General features: G+C 50.5%; 20 protein-coding genes. 3 read left to right on the top strand and 17 right to left on the bottom strand.

What is annotated here, in order from left to right; translation table 11 throughout:
- Positions 1–7: 7 nt before the first annotated feature.
- From MHH48_RS08775 to MHH48_RS08720, 12 genes are all read right to left on the bottom strand, one after another.
- On the bottom strand, positions 8–940 hold the full coding sequence (locus MHH48_RS08775) for a peptidase U32 family protein (RefSeq protein WP_076320462.1): 933 nt from the start codon (positions 938–940) through the stop codon (positions 8–10).
- 112 nt (positions 941–1,052) lie between these two features.
- On the bottom strand, positions 1,053–2,096 hold the full coding sequence (mltG, locus tag MHH48_RS08770) for an endolytic transglycosylase MltG (protein WP_076320461.1): 1,044 nt from the start codon (positions 2,094–2,096) through the stop codon (positions 1,053–1,055).
- 94 nt (positions 2,097–2,190) lie between these two features.
- Positions 2,191–2,502 (bottom strand): DUF1292 domain-containing protein, encoded by a 312-nt coding sequence (locus MHH48_RS08765; RefSeq protein ID WP_179090578.1) that lies wholly within the window; start codon positions 2,500–2,502, stop codon positions 2,191–2,193.
- The gene (locus tag MHH48_RS08760) at positions 2,502–2,804 is read right to left on the bottom strand and encodes a DUF1292 domain-containing protein (protein WP_076320459.1); all 303 of its coding nucleotides are present in this window, start codon (positions 2,802–2,804) and stop codon (positions 2,502–2,504) included. Before MHH48_RS08760 ends, MHH48_RS08765 begins: the two co-directional genes overlap by 1 nt.
- Positions 2,805–2,821: 17 nt before the next feature.
- Positions 2,822–3,235, bottom strand: a complete 414-nt coding sequence (gene ruvX / locus MHH48_RS08755) for a Holliday junction resolvase RuvX (protein WP_076320458.1) — start codon at positions 3,233–3,235, stop codon at positions 2,822–2,824.
- Positions 3,236–3,247: 12 nt separating this feature from the next.
- On the bottom strand, positions 3,248–3,508 hold the full coding sequence (locus MHH48_RS08750) for an IreB family regulatory phosphoprotein (protein WP_006208869.1): 261 nt from the start codon (positions 3,506–3,508) through the stop codon (positions 3,248–3,250).
- 217 nt (positions 3,509–3,725) lie between these two features.
- Positions 3,726–6,353 (bottom strand): alanine--tRNA ligase, encoded by a 2,628-nt coding sequence (alaS, locus tag MHH48_RS08745; RefSeq protein WP_076320457.1) that lies wholly within the window; start codon positions 6,351–6,353, stop codon positions 3,726–3,728.
- A 419-nt stretch (positions 6,354–6,772) separates the two neighbouring features.
- On the bottom strand, positions 6,773–7,840 hold the full coding sequence (locus tag MHH48_RS08740) for an AI-2E family transporter (RefSeq protein ID WP_076320456.1): 1,068 nt from the start codon (positions 7,838–7,840) through the stop codon (positions 6,773–6,775).
- A gap of 157 nt (positions 7,841–7,997) precedes the next feature.
- Positions 7,998–8,207, bottom strand: coding sequence for a hypothetical protein (locus tag MHH48_RS08735; protein ID WP_071222775.1), 210 nt, complete (start codon positions 8,205–8,207; stop codon positions 7,998–8,000).
- A gap of 11 nt (positions 8,208–8,218) precedes the next feature.
- Complete coding sequence (locus MHH48_RS08730; RefSeq protein ID WP_076320455.1) at positions 8,219–8,740, bottom strand: PRC-barrel domain-containing protein; 522 nt, start codon at positions 8,738–8,740, stop codon at positions 8,219–8,221.
- Positions 8,741–8,881: 141 nt separating this feature from the next.
- Positions 8,882–10,027 carry a cysteine desulfurase family protein gene (locus MHH48_RS08725; protein ID WP_076320454.1) on the bottom strand — a complete coding sequence of 382 codons (1,146 nt, stop codon included), beginning with the start codon at positions 10,025–10,027 and terminating at the stop codon, positions 8,882–8,884.
- Positions 10,028–10,040: 13 nt separating this feature from the next.
- Positions 10,041–10,460 carry an Rrf2 family transcriptional regulator gene (locus MHH48_RS08720; RefSeq protein WP_009592789.1) on the bottom strand — a complete coding sequence of 140 codons (420 nt, stop codon included), beginning with the start codon at positions 10,458–10,460 and terminating at the stop codon, positions 10,041–10,043.
- 300 nt (positions 10,461–10,760) lie between these two features.
- On the opposite strand from MHH48_RS08720, the gene mnmA reads away from it, so the two are divergent.
- A complete protein-coding gene (gene mnmA, locus MHH48_RS08715; RefSeq protein ID WP_144023395.1) occupies positions 10,761–11,870 on the top strand; it encodes a tRNA 2-thiouridine(34) synthase MnmA in 1,110 nt (369 codons plus the stop codon).
- A gap of 73 nt (positions 11,871–11,943) precedes the next feature.
- On the opposite strand, the gene nrdG is transcribed toward mnmA, so the two are convergent.
- From nrdG to MHH48_RS08695, 4 genes are all read right to left on the bottom strand, one after another.
- On the bottom strand, positions 11,944–12,447 hold the full coding sequence (gene nrdG / locus MHH48_RS08710) for an anaerobic ribonucleoside-triphosphate reductase activating protein (protein WP_076320453.1): 504 nt from the start codon (positions 12,445–12,447) through the stop codon (positions 11,944–11,946).
- The gene (locus MHH48_RS08705; protein WP_076321279.1) at positions 12,444–14,672 is read right to left on the bottom strand and encodes an anaerobic ribonucleoside triphosphate reductase; all 2,229 of its coding nucleotides are present in this window, start codon (positions 14,670–14,672) and stop codon (positions 12,444–12,446) included. The genes nrdG and MHH48_RS08705 overlap by 4 nt, the downstream gene beginning before the upstream one ends.
- A 231-nt stretch (positions 14,673–14,903) precedes the next feature.
- The gene (locus MHH48_RS08700; RefSeq protein ID WP_144023394.1) at positions 14,904–15,443 is read right to left on the bottom strand and encodes a PCYCGC domain-containing protein; all 540 of its coding nucleotides are present in this window, start codon (positions 15,441–15,443) and stop codon (positions 14,904–14,906) included.
- Between the two features lie 57 nt (positions 15,444–15,500).
- A complete protein-coding gene (locus MHH48_RS08695; RefSeq protein ID WP_076320452.1) occupies positions 15,501–16,808 on the bottom strand; it encodes a replication-associated recombination protein A in 1,308 nt (435 codons plus the stop codon).
- Between the two features lie 241 nt (positions 16,809–17,049).
- On the opposite strand from MHH48_RS08695, the gene MHH48_RS08690 reads away from it, so the two are divergent.
- Both MHH48_RS08690 and MHH48_RS08685 read left to right on the top strand, forming a co-directional pair.
- Positions 17,050–17,355, top strand: coding sequence for a hypothetical protein (locus tag MHH48_RS08690; protein WP_076320451.1), 306 nt, complete (start codon positions 17,050–17,052; stop codon positions 17,353–17,355).
- A gap of 1 nt (position 17,356) precedes the next feature.
- Positions 17,357–17,485, top strand: coding sequence for a hypothetical protein (locus tag MHH48_RS08685; protein WP_256720363.1), 129 nt, complete (start codon positions 17,357–17,359; stop codon positions 17,483–17,485).
- Between the two features lie 108 nt (positions 17,486–17,593).
- Here MHH48_RS08685 and MHH48_RS08680 read toward each other — a convergent pair whose 3' ends face one another.
- A complete protein-coding gene (locus MHH48_RS08680) occupies positions 17,594–19,771 on the bottom strand; it encodes a UvrD-helicase domain-containing protein (RefSeq protein ID WP_076320450.1) in 2,178 nt (725 codons plus the stop codon).
- Between the last annotated feature and the right edge of the window lie 242 nt (positions 19,772–20,013).

Below are 20,013 nucleotides of genomic sequence, written 5' to 3'. Positions count from 1 at the left end.
CCACTCCTTAATAAACTTGTTCCTTATAGAAAAATCCAAACGACAATTCACGTTCCGGATCCTGAATAGCGCGGATTCCGTCCATCCACTCTTCCTGAAATGCATAAGTTGAAGCATCTGCAGCATATCGATCAATCGCTTGGCGATAGGTTCGAATCACCAGCTCATTGTAGTGCCGCAGCTTCAGCAGCGTCTCTACCTTAAAGCTGTCAATGCCTGCTGCCATTAAGAGATGCAGATCCTCCAGAATGCAAATATCCTCCGAACTCATAATATGGGTTCCGTTGATATCCTCATAGATCGGATACTTCTCTTCTTGACGCTCAGCTTCAATGAGAAACAAACCGCGCTCCTTGCCAAGGCTGCCCTCATTCACGGGCCTGCCCTGCTGCTGCATATAGCTGTTGACCAGGCGTCTCTTGGAATGATAGATGTTTGTCATGCCATGAACCTGAACCTGTGCTTCCAGCTGAAGCTGAGGCTTCATGTCGGTTACCTCATCCATATTTAATTCACGCGCAAGAATAACCCGGGATGCGCCTTTGCTTCCCCAATAATTGGCCGTTGAGTAGTTGGTGGCGGTCATTTCTGCATTCCAATGAAGTTTTACCTGTGGAGCCAACTCTTTTACGGTAGTGAGCACCGATGGATCGTTAAATTCCACCGCGTCTACTCCGATCTCTCCGAGTGCCTTAACATAGGCAGGAAGCTCAGGCAGCAAATCATTCGTCATCAAATTGTTCAAGCTTACGTATACTTTACTTCCTCGCTCATGAGCAAGCTGTACGACTTGAGTTATTTCGTCCAATGTCAGACTGCCGGGCAATCTCATGCCGAATCGATCTTCGCCGACGAGCAGTGCATCGGCTCCCGCTTCCAGATAAGCAGCGGCATCAGCCACGGACCCAGCTGCCGCCAATAATTCAGATTTGATACTCATTTAACAATTCCTCCCTACTTAGAGGGTGTTCAACAAGACTCTTCTGAGTACGAAGCTAGGATCTGTTCCTTGTCAGCAGCGTATCAGGGGAAATGCTAAACACGTAATATTATTATTGTTGTGCCATCTTCTTGCTGGTCTCGATATTCTTCAAATGCTCTTTATACGTTTTGGCAAACAAATGCTCTTGTGTACCGTCTTTCTTTGTCACATAGAACAAATATTCGGATTTCTCCGGATTCAGGGCAGCCTGAATAGATTCCAGGCTAGGGCTTGAGATGGGCCCAGGCGGCAAACCCTTTTGACGATAAGTGTTATACGGGCTCTCAACCTCCAGATCGGCATAAAGCAGTCGTTCCTTCGGTTTATCTAACAGATATTGAACGGTTGCATCGATTTCCAGCCTCATATCCTCTTCCAATCGATTATAAATAACGCCGGCCACTAGGGCACGCTCCTGATCTGCAACCACTTCCCGCTCAACCAGTGAAGCGATGGTCATGAGTTCATGGAATGTCACACCGCGAGCCTTTAACTGATTCTCCCAACCCGGAATTTCAGCCAAACGTTTCTCCGTTTCTTTCAGCATGGTTTCTACAATGCCTGTTGCCGTGATATCCTTTTTCGGTAACTCATAGGTCGCAGGGAACAAGTATCCCTCGAGGTGATGCCTGAGGTCTGCTTCTTGGGGAATTTCTCCTGCAATCGGAACATCCCAGCCGGCAGTCTGATCCACAACCTTCAGAAATTCCTGCTCATCGATTCCGCTCTCGTGAGCGATCGTCTCTGCCATCTGAAGGATCGTATATCCCTCAGGGATCGTGAAACGAACCATCTCCTCGGGCTTCACTTCGCCTTTGTTCATCTTCGATAATAGTTCCTTGAACGGAGTGCCTGGGGTTGCCTCATAGGTTCCTGCCATCAGACGGCTTCCTTCCCCGCTAAGCTTTAAATAACCTTTAAGTATAAGGGCGTTCTTGATCAATCCCTTTTCCTCCAGCAGATCGGCGATAGAGGACGTGCTCATGCCGGACTCCACGGTGAATTCGACAGGAGTTTCCGAGCTGTGAACGGGCTGTAAACCATTCCATACGTAGAATACGGCCCCACCCGCAACTAGGATCAGGACCAATACTGCTATTGCCAGTTTCTTCAATCTACTCATCCCTTCACACCAAAAGGGGCGGACAGCTCCGCCCCTTCCTGAACTTTCATTTGAAAATTAAGCATGTGCTCCTGTAGGAGGGAACTTAATCCTCGTCACCTTCGGGAAACGTCAGCTCATCATAGAGCTCCGACACATTCTCCCATTCCTCGTCGTCATCAATGGTTGCCAGCTGCAATCCGCCGTCCTCACCCTTGACGATACGAAGCACCTCGTACTCCTCATCGGTTCGATCCGGCTGAACCAGAATGGCATACCCTTGACCATCCACTTCAAATTCGGCGGCAATATCATAAACCTCGATATGGCCTTTTTCGTCCTCAAGCTCTACACTCTCACCGAATGCTTCCTTAAGTACTTGGGTCCATACGATATTCTCAACCGAAAAATCAGACATCATTCGTCTCTCCCGTCCAGCTCTTCCACGAGCGTATTGAAGGTTTCTTCAACAATGGCCCATTCTTCGTCATCTTCAATCATAAACAATTTCAAGTCTTCTCCGTCTTCCTCATAACGGAAGGCGTAGACCTCGTCTGTCTCTTCGTCGGCAGACTCCCTTGGTACGACCATCATATATTTAGCATCCGAGCCATCCACTTCAAATTTCATGATGACTTCGAATTCTTCCTCGTTGCCTTCATCGTCGGGAATATAAATAATTTCCGGTTCTTCTTCCATACCAATATGCTCATTAGCCATTGTAATCACCCTCACCTTTACCTTTTAGAATCCAAGTAGTTTTGCAAAATCAAGCTTGCCGCCATTTTATCTACAACCTGTTTTCGCTTCTTTCGGCTGACATCGGCTTCAAGCAATGTCCTTTCAGCGGATACTGTTGATAGCCGTTCATCCCAAAGGTGAACGGGTAAGGATAGGGACTCTCGCAATGTACTTGCGAATTCCATGCAGATTTCACCCCGCGGACCAATCGTGCCGTTCATATTTTTAGGCAAGCCGACCACAATCTCACCGACCTCGTTGTCTTTGACGAGTGCGGCAATTCTGTCCAGTTCGCCTTCATCACGGCGGCGCTCGATAACTTCAACCCCTTGGGCCGTCCATCCGAACACGTCGCTTATGGCAACACCGATTCTGCGGTCCCCGTAATCTAATCCCATGATCTTCTTCATCCCTGTGTGCTCCTAACGGTGACTGGCTAAATAGAACCGGACCAGTTCTTCAATCAATTCATCTCGCTCTTTTTTCCGGATCAAACTTCTGGCATTATTGTGCCGAGGTATATAAGCTGGATCCCCGGACAAAAGATACCCTACGATTTGGTTAATCGGATTGTACTCCTTCTCTACCAGCGAATCGTATACCGAAAGTAGAATGTCCTGGGCGGAAGCCTCCTTTTCATCACCTTTTACATTGAACTTGACTGTCTTATCCATGGAGTCCATGTGTGACACACCTCGCTTCTTCAAAGAACATGTTTACCATGCTTCGTCGAATAAATATTTACCAGCTTGATCTAGTTATATCATAACATAATCCTAAGTCTCTACGGAAATCGAAAGCGAAATATTTAGAAAGTGTTCCAAAAAATTCGGGATTGTGTACAGCAAAATGTTGGATCCTGCTTACTATTGCTTGCTGTACACAATCTGGACAAATCTGTTACACGCCCCGGGCTATGAGATCCTCAGCGTGCTGCAGCGCCTGGGCGAGTTTGGAAGCATCCTTGCCCCCCGCTTGTGCCATATCCGGACGGCCCCCGCCGCCTCCGCCACAGATCGAAGCCACTTCTTTAACGAGCTTGCCAGCATGGTAGCCTTGCTTCACCAGGTCCTGCGGAACGGCTACGACGAAATTCACCTTGTCGCCCGCTTTGGAGCCGAGCACGAGGATCGTCTCCGGAAGTTTGCCCTTCAATTCGTCTGCAATGCCACGGAGTCCATCCATACTGCCAGCCTGTACTTCAGCTGCAAGCAGCGACGTGTTCCCTACCTGCTTCACTTTATCGGTCAAATGGCTGGCCTCAATGGCTCCAAGCTTGCCTTGCAGGGACTCGTTCTCCCGGGCAAGATCCTTCACCTGTTGGTTCAGGCCCTCGATCCGCTTCGGCACGTCCGCAAGATTGCTCTTCAACAAGCCGGCGGCTTGCTTGAGCAGGTCCATTTGCCCCTCCAGATGCTCATAAGCGTAGCGGCCCGTTACGGCTTCAATGCGGCGAACGCCGGAGCCGATGCCGCTCTCGCCAAGCAGCTTGAAGATTCCGATCTGGGAGGTGTTGCCTACATGGCATCCGCCGCACAGCTCGATGCTGTAATCTCCGACCTGGACGACACGGACGATATCTCCATATTTCTCTCCGAACAATGCCATGGCACCCATCGCCTTCGCTTCATCAATGGCCTTGCGCTCGATAACGACCGGAATGCTCTTCCACACCTGTTCATTCACGCGACGCTCAATATCGGCCAGCTCCTCCTGCGTAATGCTGCCGAAATGGGAGAAGTCGAAGCGCAGACGCTGCGGTTCAACAAGAGAACCTGCCTGATTGACATGATCGCCCAGAACTTCCTTCAATGCTTTATGCAAAAGGTGTGTGGCTGTATGGTTCTTAACGATATCATTGCGCATAGCGGAATCCACCTGCGCCTTGACCGTATCGCCCACCTTAAGCTCGCCGAGCTCCACGGTTACGAAATGTACGTGCTGTCCATGCGGAGCCTTGAAGAGACCTTCCACTCGGGCACGTACAGATCCGCCTTCCAAAATGCCCTGATCGCTGACCTGGCCGCCGCTTTCGGCATAGAACGGGGTAACGTCCAGAATGACCTGACAGGTCTCGCCTTCACTGACGCTGTCTGCAAAGCTGTCACCGGAAACAATGGCGAGCACTTTAGCCTCGCTGACGGTGTCATTATATCCAACAAATTCACTTTTAACCGTATAATTGGAAAGAACGCCGCCTTGGACCTTCATGCTTTCCGTTTCATGACGGGCCGCACGAGCACGGTCACGCTGTTCCTTCATCGCGGCATCAAAGCCTTCACGGTCCACGGTCAATCCGTGCTCGGATGCATAATCCTCCGTTAAATCAAACGGGAAGCCATACGTATCGTACAATTTGAACGCGTCGCTGCCGCTGATTACCGATTTGCCCTGCTTCTTCGCTTCTGCGCTCACGTCTGCCAAGATGTTCAAGCCGTCAGAGAGCGTTTTGTGGAACTGTTCTTCTTCCGTTGCAATGACCTTCTCAATAAAGGCGCGCTTCTCAACGACCTCTGGGTAGTATACTCCCATAATATCGCCTACGGTTCCGGTCAAAGTATACATGAATGGTTTGTCCAGCCCGAGCACCTTTCCATAACGAACCGCACGGCGGAGCAATCGACGGATGACATAACCGCGGCCTTCGTTGGACGGCAGCACGCCATCGCCTACTGCGAAAGCAACTGTCCGGATATGATCGGCAATGACTTTCAGCGCGATATCGTATTCCGTCTTTTCATTGTATTTAACGCCGGCAAGCTCTGCCGTCTTCTGGATGATCGGCTGGAATAGGTCGGTATCGAAGTTGGATGCCACATCTTGCAGGATGGAAGCAAAGCGCTCGAGTCCCGCACCCGTATCAATGTTCTTGTTCGGAAGCGGTGTATAGCTGCCGTCCTTGTTGTGGTTAAACTGGGAGAATACGAGATTCCATACCTCCAGCCAGCGTTCATTCTCACCACCTGGGAACATTTCGGATTCCGGAGCATCCGTATCGTATCCTTCACCACGATCATAGAAAATCTCGGTACAAGGTCCGCAAGGTCCTTCCCCGATATCCCAAAAGTTTTCCTGCAGCTTAATGATGCGCTCCTTCGGGAGACCGATTTTTTCGTTCCACAGCTTGAAGGCTTCCTCGTCTTCCGGATACACAGTAACAGACAGCTTCTCCGGATCGAAGCCGATCCATTTCTTGTCCGTCAGGAACTCCCAGGCCCAGGTGATAACTTCTTCTTTAAAGTAGTCCCCGATGGAGAAGTTGCCCAGCATTTCGAAGAACGTATGGTGACGACGGGTTTTGCCGACATTCTCAATATCATTGGTCCGAATACATTTCTGCGAGTTCGCAATTCTCGGATTTTCCGGCTTCACACGCCCGTCAAAATAAGGCTTGAGCGGAGCCATGCCTGCATTAATCCAAAGCAGGGACGGGTCATTGTGCGGAACAAGCGATGCACTTGGCTCAATATTGTGGCCTTTCTCTGCAAAAAACTCTAGCCATTTGGAACGGATTTCACTAGCTTTCATCTCTACACTTCCTCCAGTCATAATATAGGACCTAATCACTTGTATTCGAACACAAAAAACGCCCCTGAATTGAATTCAGGGACGATGTTCTCGCGGTACCACCCTGGTTATCGTCCATTCGTCCTCCAGCAGAAATCTCCTGGAACAACATATGTAACGATCGCCTCGTAACAGCTGGATAACGGGAGCTACCCGGTGAATTTGAATCACACTCAAAAATTAGCATTCGGCTTAGGTTCGCTTCCAGGTTCTCGCAGCCAGCCGGAAATTGTCCGGGCAGGAACCTGTTCTCTGGGCAAGGTACACGAAGCCTACTGGATTTTCTCATCGATTTGTACGGTTATAGGTTTATCATTTCAAGTATATATAGGGTGAAACTATCTGTCAATGCATGAGCATTGCAGCTGAGACTGGAGCCTTCAGCCGGATTTCCTTCTGACATAATAGGCGAAAAAATGCTGCAGCAGCACTTTGATGACGGCAAAGACAGGAACAGCCAAAATTAAGCCTACGGTTCCTGCCACCTGTCCACCGACAAGTAGTGCAAATATGATCAGGAGCGGATGCATATGCAGCTTTTTGCCTACCACTTGCGGTGAGATGACGTTGCTCTCCAGCGTTTGACAGACCATATTAACCACCGCCACCAGCAGCACCATCTTCCAGGAAATCGTAGATGCCATCACAAGCGCTGGAGCCGCGCCGAGAAAGGGGCCCAAATAGGGAATGATGTTAAACACCGCCACGATGCTTGCCAATAGCAGCGCGTAGGGCATACCTACGATCATGTACCCTACATAGGCTAGTACGCCGATAATTAAGCATACCAGGAATTGTCCGCGGACGTAATTCCCGAGGGCCGTGTCGATCTCTTTCAGCAGCGTGACAATCGACTTGCGGCGGCTCCGCGGCAAATAGGATACGGCGGTTCGCTGGAACACCTCAAAATCTTTTAATATGTAGAAGATCAGGAACGGAACAATTAACACATTAAACAGGATGTTGATGGTGTTGCCGATATTGTCCATGAAATCCGAAATTCCCCCGGCCAGCCTTGATTCCATCTGCAAGAACCAGCTGTTGACGCCTGTCCTTACTCCCGGGGGCAGCAGCCTGCTGTCCAGATTGGTCATCAGGCTCTGGGCGTTCATCGATAATTCAGGCAAATGCTCGTTGAGCTCCTCCAGCTGCCGGATCAGCATCGGAATCATATTGATCAGAATGACGGTAAGTGACGTCAGAAAGACAGCGTAGATGAGCAGCACCGCCATGCTACGCGGAACTTTACGGTCGGAGAGCATGCATACTACCGGATTGAGCACATAAGATATGATCATGGCAACCAGAAATGGTGCCAGGACAGCCTTGAGAAATCGATAGACATCCAGAAACAGCGGACGCAGCAGCCAGACAAAGTAAAGAGAGATGAGTCCAAGCATTAACCATACCAACAATCGAAACCATTTGTTCTCGGTCAGCTGTTCCACACAGGCACCCTCCTTTTTCGAAAGCTACCCTGTAGTATATGTACAAGCTTCCAGAAATAAACTAACATTTCCGCAGGCCAACATGAAAAAGACTCCCTGCTGCTCAGCCATATAGACCTTCAGCAAGGAGTCGTTATCTAACTATATGTACGCGTTCTTAGGAAGACGCGTGCATAGGAGGGAAATCCGGCTGCATTTCATCACCGAAGAACAAATCATCCAGAGAGCTGAGCGTACCATCCTCTTCTACCTGGTATACGGACATTTTCTCTCCGTTGACTGTCAATTCGATAAAGCAACCCCAGCAATAAAACTGGTGGGAGCCGATTTTCCCGATATCTTTGGAACTACAGTTTGGACATTTCATCCTACCTCACCCTATCCGTTCACAGAATTAATGGCTTTTTCCAGACGCTGTTCGCTCATCGGGGGTACCATAACGGCACTTTCGCCGATAGCCATTTCCGCTGTGCAAGGCAGCCATTTGCGACCTTCGATCAAATCCGAGACAAATCCATCGGATATTTCCAACCCTAGTATTGTATTGCCCTGTTCCTGCTCAAAATAAACATCCGATATACGTCCGAGCAGGATACCATCCTCTGTCAAGACCTGCATCTCTTTCAGTTTGCGCTTGCCCAAAAGGAACGTAAGCGGTATATCATTGGCGCCCACCTTGCGGACAGCCTCTTGGCTCCGGATCATGACGGCATCTTCCCCGTATGCTACGATATCTTCCCATGAGACGCTTTTCACATGCGAGGAAAACAAAGCCTTGCCTTCCAGCTCCAACCCGGTAATCAACCAGTTCTCATCTAGTATAAAATCGTGGATTTTGCCGATTTCCTTACCGTTCTCCACGTCGAATACAGCCAGTCCAATCATTTCTTGAAGTTTCATACTGCAGTGGACACCTCCTCATCCTTCATGGTTTGAAATCAGCCGCCGGTCAACATTTCGTGAGCCAAAACGGGCAATTTCCAAGGATGAAATGGACGAACGCATACCCCCTATTCTCTAGAAGGAGAAATCCCTTAACATCTATTTACGTAACCGATTAAGGATGGTTCCAATTTTTTGGGCAGTGTGCTCCATTTCTTGAGTAGTATTACCCAAACCGAAACTAAAACGAATCGCGGAGCGCAAAACAGGATCAGAAAGTTTCATTGCTTGGAGTACATGGGATATTTCCAGAGATCCAGACGTACAAGCCGAGCCGCTTGCCGCCGCAATTCCTTCCATATCGAGGTTCATCAGCATCGTCTCCGTATTGGCACCGGGAAAGCTGATATTTAGGATGTGAGGTAGGTAATGTTCCGAATTTCCGTTGATTACAAAAGCATCCTGGCCAATCTCCTGACGAAGCCCTTCAAGCAGCGTCGATCTCAGCTCGCGATAATGCTGGATACGCGTCTCTATATTCTTAACGGTCCATTCCACTGCTGCCGCAAAACCGGCGATGCCGGCCATATTCTCTGTTCCGGCACGGCGTTTCTTCTCCTGCAGCCCTCCGAACAGACGTGGAGATACGCTGAGTCCTCTGCGGACAACCAATGCTCCGACGCCTTGGGGTCCGTTGATTTTGTGGGCGGAAAAACTCCACATGTCCACCGGCAGCTCGCGGCAGTTGATCGCCTCCGCTCCCAATGCCTGAACAGCATCGGTATGAAACACGATGCCCCGGCTGCGGCAGAGCTCGCCGATTTCGCTGATCGGCTGAACGGTGCCTACTTCATTATTGCCATACATGATGGTGACCAGCACCGTGTTGTCCTGAATCGCACCCGCAATGTCCTCCACAGAGACACGCCCAGTAGAATCGACGGGGACATAGGTAACCTCACAGCCCCGTCGTTCCAGTTCATGGCATGTATGAAGCACCGCATGGTGTTCAACTGCTGACGTAATCACATGCTTGCCATTCACGCCAAGCGACTCCAGCAATCCCAGTATAGCCAAATTATCGCTTTCGGTGCCGCCTCCGGTGAACACCAGCTCGTCCGATTGGCATCCCAAAAGGGACGCAATTCGATCACGCGCCCCGTTGACGATCTTCTTCGCTTCCCGTCCAAAAGCATGAACGCTTGAAGCATTGCCGTATTGGCTTGTCATCACATTCATCATCCGCTCAGCAACCTCCGGATGAACCGGGGTTGATGCGGCATGATCCAAATATACTGATCTCATATCCGTCTCACCCTTATATATAGAACATATAGTTGTCTGCAGCAGACTGTTCATGATAGTTGATCAGATAGTCCAGCGTCGTGGAATCGAGCACTTCAGCAATGCTGTCGCGGATACGAAGCCATAGATCCCGCTTCGCCGGATCGTCCTCTTCCGTGAAGTCCACAGGGGATATCGGTCCTTCAAGCACGCGGATTACATCTCCTGCCGTTATGGATGCCGGATCACGGGAAAGGATATATCCTCCGTATGCGCCACGGATGCTTTTGACCAGTCCCGCATTCCGCAGCGGTGCGATCAGCTGCTCAAGATAATGTTCCGACAGCTGGTTCTTCTCGGCAATGCTCTTCAGCGAAGTCGGCCCTTCACCAAACCTGGCGGCCAGCTCCATCATAATTGTTAATCCGTATCTTCCTTTTGTTGATATCTTCAAGGGTGACACCTCTTTCGGTAATTTGTATATTATGTCCATCCTGTACATGAATTGTAGGTGGCGGGTTTAGCGACAAATACGACGTAATCTAAGCGTGAAGCAGCTTATCCTGTATTTTTCTCCGTATTCCGATCATTACCCTCAGCTTATGGTAACATATCCTGGACCTCAATGGGTAATATTCCAGCCGGAAACCCAAAAAATGTTCACGCTGAGTGGACAAAATGAAACGTGTGAACCTTGTTCCAATATGTTAAAATACCTCCATGGGCACAATTCAATATGAAAATGGTGATAACGATGTCAAAAGAAAAACATAACACTCGTATCGTTGTCGGCATGTCGGGAGGAGTCGACTCCTCCGTAACAGCACTCCTGCTCAAGCAGCAGGGCTATGAAGTGATCGGCATCTTTATGAAAAACTGGGATGATACCGATGAGCTTGGCTACTGCACAGCTGAAGCGGACGCTGAAGACGTGCGCCGCGTGTGCGAGCAGCTCGACATTCCCTACTATACCGTCAATTTCGAGAAGGAGTACTTTGATAAAGTATTTTCCTATTTCCTCGATGAATATAAAGCTGGGAGAACGCCGAACCCCGATGTCATGTGCAACCGTGAAATCAAATTCGGCGAATTTCTGAATAAGGCCATGGATCTGGGAGCCGACTATGTGGCTACCGGCCATTACGCCCGCGTCATCGAGGAGGACGGACAGTACCGCCTGCTGCGCGGCGTCGACAGCAATAAGGATCAAACCTACTTCCTTAATGCGCTGAGCCAAGAGCAGCTCTCCAAAGCAATGTTCCCGATCGGGCATCTGCCGAAACCGGAAGTTCGCCGACTCGCTGAGGAAGCCGGACTGTATACCGCCAAGAAAAAAGACAGCACCGGTGTTTGCTTCATCGGCGAACGGAATTTCAAAGAATTTCTTGGACAGTACCTCCCCGCCCAATCCGGTGATATGGTGGACATTGTCACGGGTGAAGTGAAAGGCCGCCATGATGGCTTGATGTACTACACGCTGGGACAACGCCAAGGTCTCGGCATTGGCGGCTCAGGCTCCGGAGAGCCTTGGTTTGTTGCCGACAAGGATTTAACTAACAATATTCTGTACGTTGTCCAAGGCGATCATCCGAGTTTGTATTCAACTGGACTCGTTGCCTCCGGAATCAATTGGATTGCAGGACAAGACGCTATGCCCAAAGACGCCTTTACCTGCACCGCGAAATTCCGCTACCGTCAGCCGGATCAAGAGGTAACGATAACTCCACGCGAAGACGGAACCGTTCATGTCGCTTTTGCCAAGCCGCAAAAAGCAATCACGCCGGGCCAAGCCGTTGTCTTCTACCAAGGGGACGAATGCCTTGGCGGCGGAACAATCGAAACGGCGGATAAAGTTCCATATTAATCCGCTGCCGTAATGCGAAGAGCACACACTGAACACGGAAGTTTCCGTAAAGTGTGTGCTCTTTTTTTACGTGCTAGCGAAGAACATATTCTACCGTTACTCCCCGTTCTAGGCTGGCGGCTACGTCAACTAAGCGCTGATTCGAGCTGCCTCGAAAGGGAAGCGAGACATCCCTTAGCTCCAACTGAAATTTGCCATCCACGATAACATCACACTGTTTCGCCAATTCGCGCAGCTTTGGCTGCCTCATCAGCGCTTCAAAGGTGAAGCCCGTGTAGGCCCATACACTTTTCCCAGGACAGAGGGTCCTGAGCTTGCGTACAAACGCCGCGGACTCCTCCGGCGAGAAGAACGGATCCCCACCGCATAAGGTCACGCCATCCAGCAAAGGGTTGTCGATAATATCCTGCAGTATGGACGCAGACAATTCTTCTGTAAACGGCTCCCCCGCTTCAAAGTCCCAGGAATCCGTATTAAAACATCCGGCGCAAGCATGACGGCAGCCGCTCACGAATAGAACTGCCCGAACTCCTGGGCCTTCATTAATGCTCTCGGGGATATACCCGCACACATTCACAGATGTTTCACCCGATCCCTGACCTCAGCCTGCTTGGCCGAATTGAAGCGCTCCGTATAATTGCCCGTTAGGTATCCCGTCACCCTCCGCAGCCTCTGGAAGTTTCCATCCGCCTCCGAGGCTCCGCATCCAGGGCAAGAGCTTCCGATGATCCCTTCGTAATTGCATGCCGGGCAACGATCGACGGGATGGTTTACGGAGAAATATCCGATATTCTGCTGCAGGGCAAACTGTACGATGTCCCGAAAAGCAGCCGTATTCTGCCGGGCATTGCCGTCCAGCTCCACATACGAAATCGCTCCTGCATTACACAGCTCATGGAAAGGAGCCTCGGAACGGATTTTGCGGTACGCGGCCATCGGATAATACACCGGAATATGAAACGAATTCGTATAATACTCGCGATCTGTGACACCTTCGATCACACCAAAGGTTTGCCGGTCCAGCTTTGTGAATTTCCCCGATAACCCTTCTGCCGGCGTGGCAAACAACGTAATGTTCAGGTTATATCTTTCACTGGCTGCATCGCAAAACTGACGCATATGCCGGATGATCTCGATTCCCAGACTGCGGCTGGTCTCATCTTCTCCGTGGTGCAGCCCGGTTAACGCCTTCAGGCATTCAGCCAGCCCGATAAATCCAAGCGCAAGGGTTCCGTGCTTGATGAGCACGCGCACCTTGTCTTCCGGTGCCAGTGCCTCGCCGCCTTCCCACACGCCTTCCCGCATCATAAAATCAGACGCTTTGGCCGGTTGGTCGGCCTGCAGCTCGTAACGATGAATCAAACCCTCTACCGCAATCGTCAAATACTGATCCAACTGCTCGTAGAAGAGGTTCAGATCGGGCATATCCCGTTTGCCTTCGATAATGCCATGCTCAATGCCGAGACGAACCAGATTGATCGTATTAAAGGATAAATTGCCTTTGCCGCTTAGACGGTTTCGCCCGAACCGGTCTGAAATCGTCCGGGTCCTGCAGCCCATGGTGGCAATAATCGTGTCTGGCTCGTCCGGGTTATAGTAGACCAGATTAAACGATGCATCCACGTTGACAAAATTCGGGTAGAGCCTGCGGCTGGAGCACTCAACAGCTTTCAGGAACAGATCGTAGTTGGGCTCCCCTTCCGCCTGATTAACCCCCTGCTTGCACTGGAAAATATGCTGCGGAAATATCGGCGTCTCTCCCCCGCCGAGCCCTCTCATCGTGGCATCCAGTAGAGCGTGGGACACCAGCCTTCCTTCGGTTGACGTGCACATGCCATAGTTCAGCGATGTAAAAGGGATCTGTCCGCCGGCCCGGCTGCTCATCGTGTTTAGATTGTGAATCAGGGATTCCGCGGCCTGCTTTACTTCATTCACCGTTTCGTTATATGCATAGTGATATATTCGTGGATAAATTTCTTTCAACTGCTCATTGTCTATGTATAATTCGTTATCCAGAAGAACTCGTGCACCGGGTCTATTGTCCTCCACCTCTCCGAAGTAGGCCAGCCCTTTGCGAAAATGCCGACGAAACGATTTACCGACATACGGGGCCAGATCCCAATCGATTTTATTTCCGGACACGCCGCCGAATTGACTGTTCTGCTGGGATTGAAAGATGATGGCCACCAGCGCCATCGCGGTCATGATGCTCTGCGGCGGCCTAACCGATCCGTTACCGGTATTGAATCCCTTGGCCAATAGTCGGTCAAACGGAATGAAAATGCAGTTCGTTGTTCCGAGTGCATACTGGTCCAGGTCGTGCACATACACATAACCATCCCTCACCGCTCTCATGAGATCTCCTGGGAGGATGAATTTGCTTGCCATCCATTTGGCGTACTCGGAGCCGATCCGACTCATTTTTCCACTGAAAGATTCCCCGTTCAGATTCGCATTCTCCCGCAGCAGATCCAGATTCGTTACTCCAATAACATCCGTGCTGATCTTGTAAAGCTCTCCCCGCCGCATCCGCTCCAGGTCACGGGTTTCCCTGTAATGTTGATAAGCTGCCGCTGCCTCTGCATAACCTGTATTTTGCAAATGCTCGACAACGATATCCTGAATTTCCTCCACACTCACCTGCTCCATCTCCGCGGTGGCACGAACAACCGCATCGCCAATCTGCAGGGAAGCCTCCATGCGGGACACACCCTCAACGGCTATAAACGCTTTATCCACTGCATTCACAATCCGGTTTATCTCAAAATTCACCAGGCACCCGTCTCTCTTCATGACTTTCATGAAATCGATCAACTCCTTCTCCTTAGATCATCAACACACTATATATAGTCTCGTTTTATAAATTTACATCCATATATAGTTTGATGCTGTGAGATAGATCACGGCGGTCAGTCTGAGAAACGGATCAGGCGATTCCTGAAAACAGCCTTGGAGGCCTTAACCCCAACAAAAAAAGGCACTCGAGTGATCTATCGATCACATCGGGTACCTTCTTGCTTATCTACAGTAGAATTAACTTTCGGCGGGCGGCATTGGAGTTGGTGTCGGCTTCGCATAGCCTGTGCTGTATTTCTCGTCGATTGCGGCCCGAATATCCGTCAGGCTTTTGCCCTCGCTGCTCATTTTGGCAGATTCCACGGCAATGTCCAAACACACCCCGCAGCGGGTGCCATGATCGTCCCACACCACGGTGCCGTCCTCCTGAATCTCATCAATAAAACAGTTCAGGTTGCTCTCATGACCGGCACTCTCTCCACAGCCGCAATAACAAGGAATATATTTTAGGACATCACTCACCTGCGCAGACAAGGCATAGATCGTTTGCAGCTCGCTGGTCTGGCTCATCAAAAAGGTAGGCAGCTCGTCAATCGAAGCCGTCGCCTCCTGAATATCCCCGTTGGCCAGCTGCGTCTGATGTCCGTGCTCATGCGCTGCCTCCGCGGCCTGTCCACTTTCGACCTGCTCCTGGGCGTTTTTCCCCGAACAGCCGCTCAGCATAAGACCAGCGGACAGCAGCAGGATGACAAACCGCTGTTTCCCTGTTTTCATCATTCGTTTCCTCCATTTAGCTAAACTAGCGGCCATTGATCCTGTTAGTGCTGTAAGACCCTATTCTTCGCGTCGTAATCGCTGATTGTGTGCGATCTTAGCTTCATTTCCCTGCTCCGTCGCCTGATAGAACACCCGGCGGGAGAGCTCCTTCGGCAGATATTCCTGCTTCACGTAATGGCCTGGATAATCGTGTGGGTACTTGTAGCCGACATGTCCCAACTTCACCGCCCCCGAGTAATGCGCATCACGGAGATGAAGCGGAACCTCAGCCGATTTCACTTCATCCATGGCGGACATCGCCCGGGATATGGCGGTCACAACGCCATCCGATTTGGGGCTCTCCACCGCAAACAGAATCGCCTGGGCAATGTTCAACTTGGCTTCCGGCCAGCCGTTATTCCGGTAGGCATCCAGTGCGCTCACCGCCTGCACCATCGCTTGCGGATTAGCCAGCCCGATATCCTCGCTGCTGGCAGCGATCAAGCGGCGGATGAACACCATCGGGTCCATCCCTAGCTTTTCGACCGCATACAGGAACCAGAACAAGGCCGCATCACTGGAACCTCGAATGCTTTTATGGAAGGCAGACAGCACGTCATACTGCGTGGACTCGTCCGCCTTGACGAGCGGCTTGCGTATCGATTCTTCGGCCACTTCGAGCGTAATATGAACCCTGCCGCTTTCATCCGGGGGCGTGGTCATGGCCGCTAATTCGAGGGCGTTCAGAGCACGGCGGATGTCGCCGTTCGCCATCGTTGCAATATGCTCCAATGCTTCCTCGTCTGCCTGGAGATCCATGAATCCAAGTCCTTTATCTGGATCGGATAACGCGCGCTGCATGGCGATCATGGAATGGTTCTTAGTCAGCGGCTCAAGCTGGAACAAGGTTGAACGACTCATCAAGGCCCCATTTACGTAATGAAATGGATTCTCTGTTGTCGCGCCAATAAATATAATCGTACCGTTCTCCACGGCAGGCAGCAGCGCATCCTGTCTTGAACTGTTAAAGCGGTGAACCTCATCTAGGAACAGGATCGTTTTGGTGCCGTACAGACTGCGGTTGCTCTGGGCTTGCTCAATGACTTCCCTGACGTCCTTAACCGAGGCTTCCACCGCATTCAGCCGAACGAAGTACCCCTTCGTTTGCTGGGAGATAATATGCGCCAGCGTTGTTTTGCCGCAACCCGGCGGGCCGTACAATAAAATGGAAGAGACCTGGTCTGCTTCTATGGCACGTCTGAGCAGCTTGCCCGGTCCGATAATCTGTTCTTGTCCTATATATTCATCCAGCGACGAAGGGCGCATCCGATCGGCCAGCAGCCTGGAATCCCGGTCCCCTTCACGCCCGATACTGAATAAATCCATAACTACACTTCCTTGTCTGATATCAATGCAAAGATAAGCCGGTTTCAATCAAATCCGTCACACTCTATCATACCATATTCAATTTTGTCATGCCTGTAGCAAGCCTATGGACATCTACGCTAGTGGTTCGGATACCCATCGATATTCGATGCTCGTTTAACATGATAACCAACTTTTATCTTTCCGGAGCGTTACTTAATTATAGGAAATTATAGAGAAGCCTTATCTAAGGAGAGTGGCTATGACGACTCGCAAGAAGTCCAAACGCAATTTATCTAGAGGGGCTATGAATATGGGGATCAGTTTACTTGGACTCTATATCCATGTTAATCATAACAATCGATTAAAAGAAATATTTGGGCCAGAATACCTCGACGATGAGAGGCTAGCGATAAACCTGCTGCATGTTATCCTTATCTTACAGTTCCTGATCGGCCTGTATGCCTTCATCCGTTCCTCCATTATTCTCTATGAGTATAAACAGGGCATCCGCAGTGAGGAAGATGAAATCTCGTTAGCCCATGAGAACTCGAAGGGAGGTTTTTGAATTGAAACGAAAACCTATGCGAAAAATGACCCTCTACATCATCTTGGCAGCTGCACTCTTCTTTCTCGCCGTTTGGACTTTGATCCGGTATATCGATAACCTTGGTTCTTCCTACCAAATGCTTGGTTAAGCGCGGGCACAGCAAAAAGCCCCGCAGAGACAAGCACATGCAGACATGTACCACCCCACGGGAAATTTTATGTTCTTTCCTCTTCGCGCTTAGTAACACAATCCTATCTTACTCTGCGGGCCAGCCGATGGCTGTAATATCCGAAGCGTCCGCCGTCACATAAGAAGGACGCGCTTCACCATGCAGCAGCCACAGCTCATGCAGTGCCCGGGTGCAGCCGACGTACATCAGCTTGGCATCCCAAGCTTTTTCCGCGTAATGACTCCGATCCGCATCCGCCACCACAACCGCATCGAACTCAAGTCCTTTAGACAAATAAACAGGAAGCACGGAGTAACCCCCCTGATACGTCCCTTTGCTGCCATCGATCAGATTCAGCATCGGCCATGCAGCAATTAATTGTTCATGCAGCTCTTGCGCTTCCCGCAAGGTTCGGGTGAGAATGGCTACCGTCCGATATTCCTTAGCGATGAGTGCCTCCATCGCCCGTTCCAAATCTCTTGTTCTGGATTTCTCCGACTCATAAGGAATGAGGCGAACGGCATCGCCGCTTCGAAATACGGGTACGGCGAGCAGATCACTGCTGACACCCTTCTCCAAAATGCCGTTGGCAAATTCGATGATCTCCATCGTCGAGCGGTAACTGCGTGTCAACGCAAAATAAGCTGTTTCCTCTTCCTTAAACAAGGAGCTCATTTCCTCCCACGCATGAACGCCGCGATAGGCATGAATGCCCTGCGACAAATCACCTAATATGGTGAAGGAATGTCCTCTTACGAACAGGTCCAGCACAGCTACCTGAAATGGCGAGAAATCCTGAGCCTCATCAATGACGATGTGGTCAAAGCGCTGCTCACCGGTAATATCATTCAGCAAACAGTGGAAATACAGCAGGGCAGGCAAATCCTCTTCGCGGACCACGTTTTTCTTCAGATCTTTACGCGTTGCCGCGAGCACCTCGGACGGAATCAGAGCGGTTAGCTCTGCAAACATCGTTCCGGTCGCCTTTGCCGCACCAAACAATTGTTTATATAATGAGACCGGCTCAAATTTCGGCCATCGGTTCGCATAAGCCTTTTCTCGTTGAGCCGCTTTTTTCTTCCGTTCTTTCATCACGGCCGCTGATGGCGATTTCTTCAGTTCCATCTCGACCCAGCGGTGCAATCTGGCAAGCAGCCGTTCCTTCCGTTTGGCCAGTGGATACGGTTTATACTCCTGGTAGAACCATTCCGCGATCGTCTCCTGTTTCAGTACGGCCCCATCCCATGGAGAGAAGTCCCCGTCCGGTAGAGCCTCGGTTTCGATAGCCTCCACGCAGCGCCGGATGATCTCCATCAGTCTCAATGAGCCTTTATAGCGCCCGCTGACATTATCGTCAATATCCGGGGTTCCCTGCCCCGGGTCGGTCTCGAACCATAGATGAAGCGTCTGTGCATGATCATCCGAAGCGAGCTCGATATCGAGCAGCTCCGCTGCCCAATCGCCAAACGTGCGCTGCTGTATATCGCCAACTCCGAGCTCGGGCAGTACGTCGGATATGTAATCCAGAAACATCAGGTTGGGTGCGAATATGATCATTTTCTCCGCGGTTACCTGCTCCTTGTATTGATAGAGCAAATAAGCCAGCCGATGCAGAGCCACCGTCGTTTTTCCGCTTCCCGCCACCCCTTGGATAATGAGAGCGGTATTTTTAGCAGCCCGGATGATTTTGTCCTGCTCGGCTTGGATCGTAGATACGATATCCCGAAGCCGGTTGTCCTTGTTCTCCCCGAGACGGTAGACCAAAAACTCATCGGATACGGCAGGTCCGCCGCTCTCCCGATTGTACGTATCCGATACCCGTTCCAAAATTTGCTTGCGGATCACAACGTTGCGTTTTAAATACACCAGCCCCTCGATGATTCCTTCGGGTGCTTCGAACGATGCCGGGTCGGTACCGCCCGTAAACGAATAAAATAGGCTCGCGACCGGGGCTCGCCAATCAATCACCATCGGGTGATCCCCGGCATCTTCCTTATCGAAGCCAATCTTCCCGATGTAGAGCGGTTTCTTCGCTCCCGTTCCGCTCTCCTGAAAATCCAGCCTCCCGAAGTAAGGCTCCGGCAAACTTTTGGCGAGGGCCTGCCGTTTCTCTTCCCGCCCCGCTTCGAGCACCTGCTCCGTAAAATCATGGCCCGTGTATACGGGAATCCCGCGCAAACGTTCAAACTGACGGTCAATTTCAACGATAACCTCGTTTAGCCTTGACTCTTCTTCTTGATAGGCACTTTGAAAAGATTCTGACACTTTCAGTTACCTCCTAAGAAACATATTTTTTCGCATCGAAAGTCTGGCTTTAAGGGCCGTGACACAAAAAGGAGTTCCATTGTAGCACAACTGGTACGAATATACTAGCAAAGCTCTGTCACAAGGATTTTCATGGTGCTGGTTTTCCATTCATACTCGCTTCGGCGATGACCATAAAAAACGCAGCGTCCATTGCTTTGGACACTGCGTTTTATTAACCACTCTATGTTTTGGTCGAAGGC

The sequence above is a fragment of the Paenibacillus sp. FSL F4-0100 genome, from assembly GCF_037993005.1.
Lineage (GTDB): Bacteria > Bacillota > Bacilli > Paenibacillales > Paenibacillaceae > Paenibacillus_AQ.
Note: the sequence above shows the minus strand (reverse complement) of the source record. Positions and strands in the feature narration are given on the sequence as shown.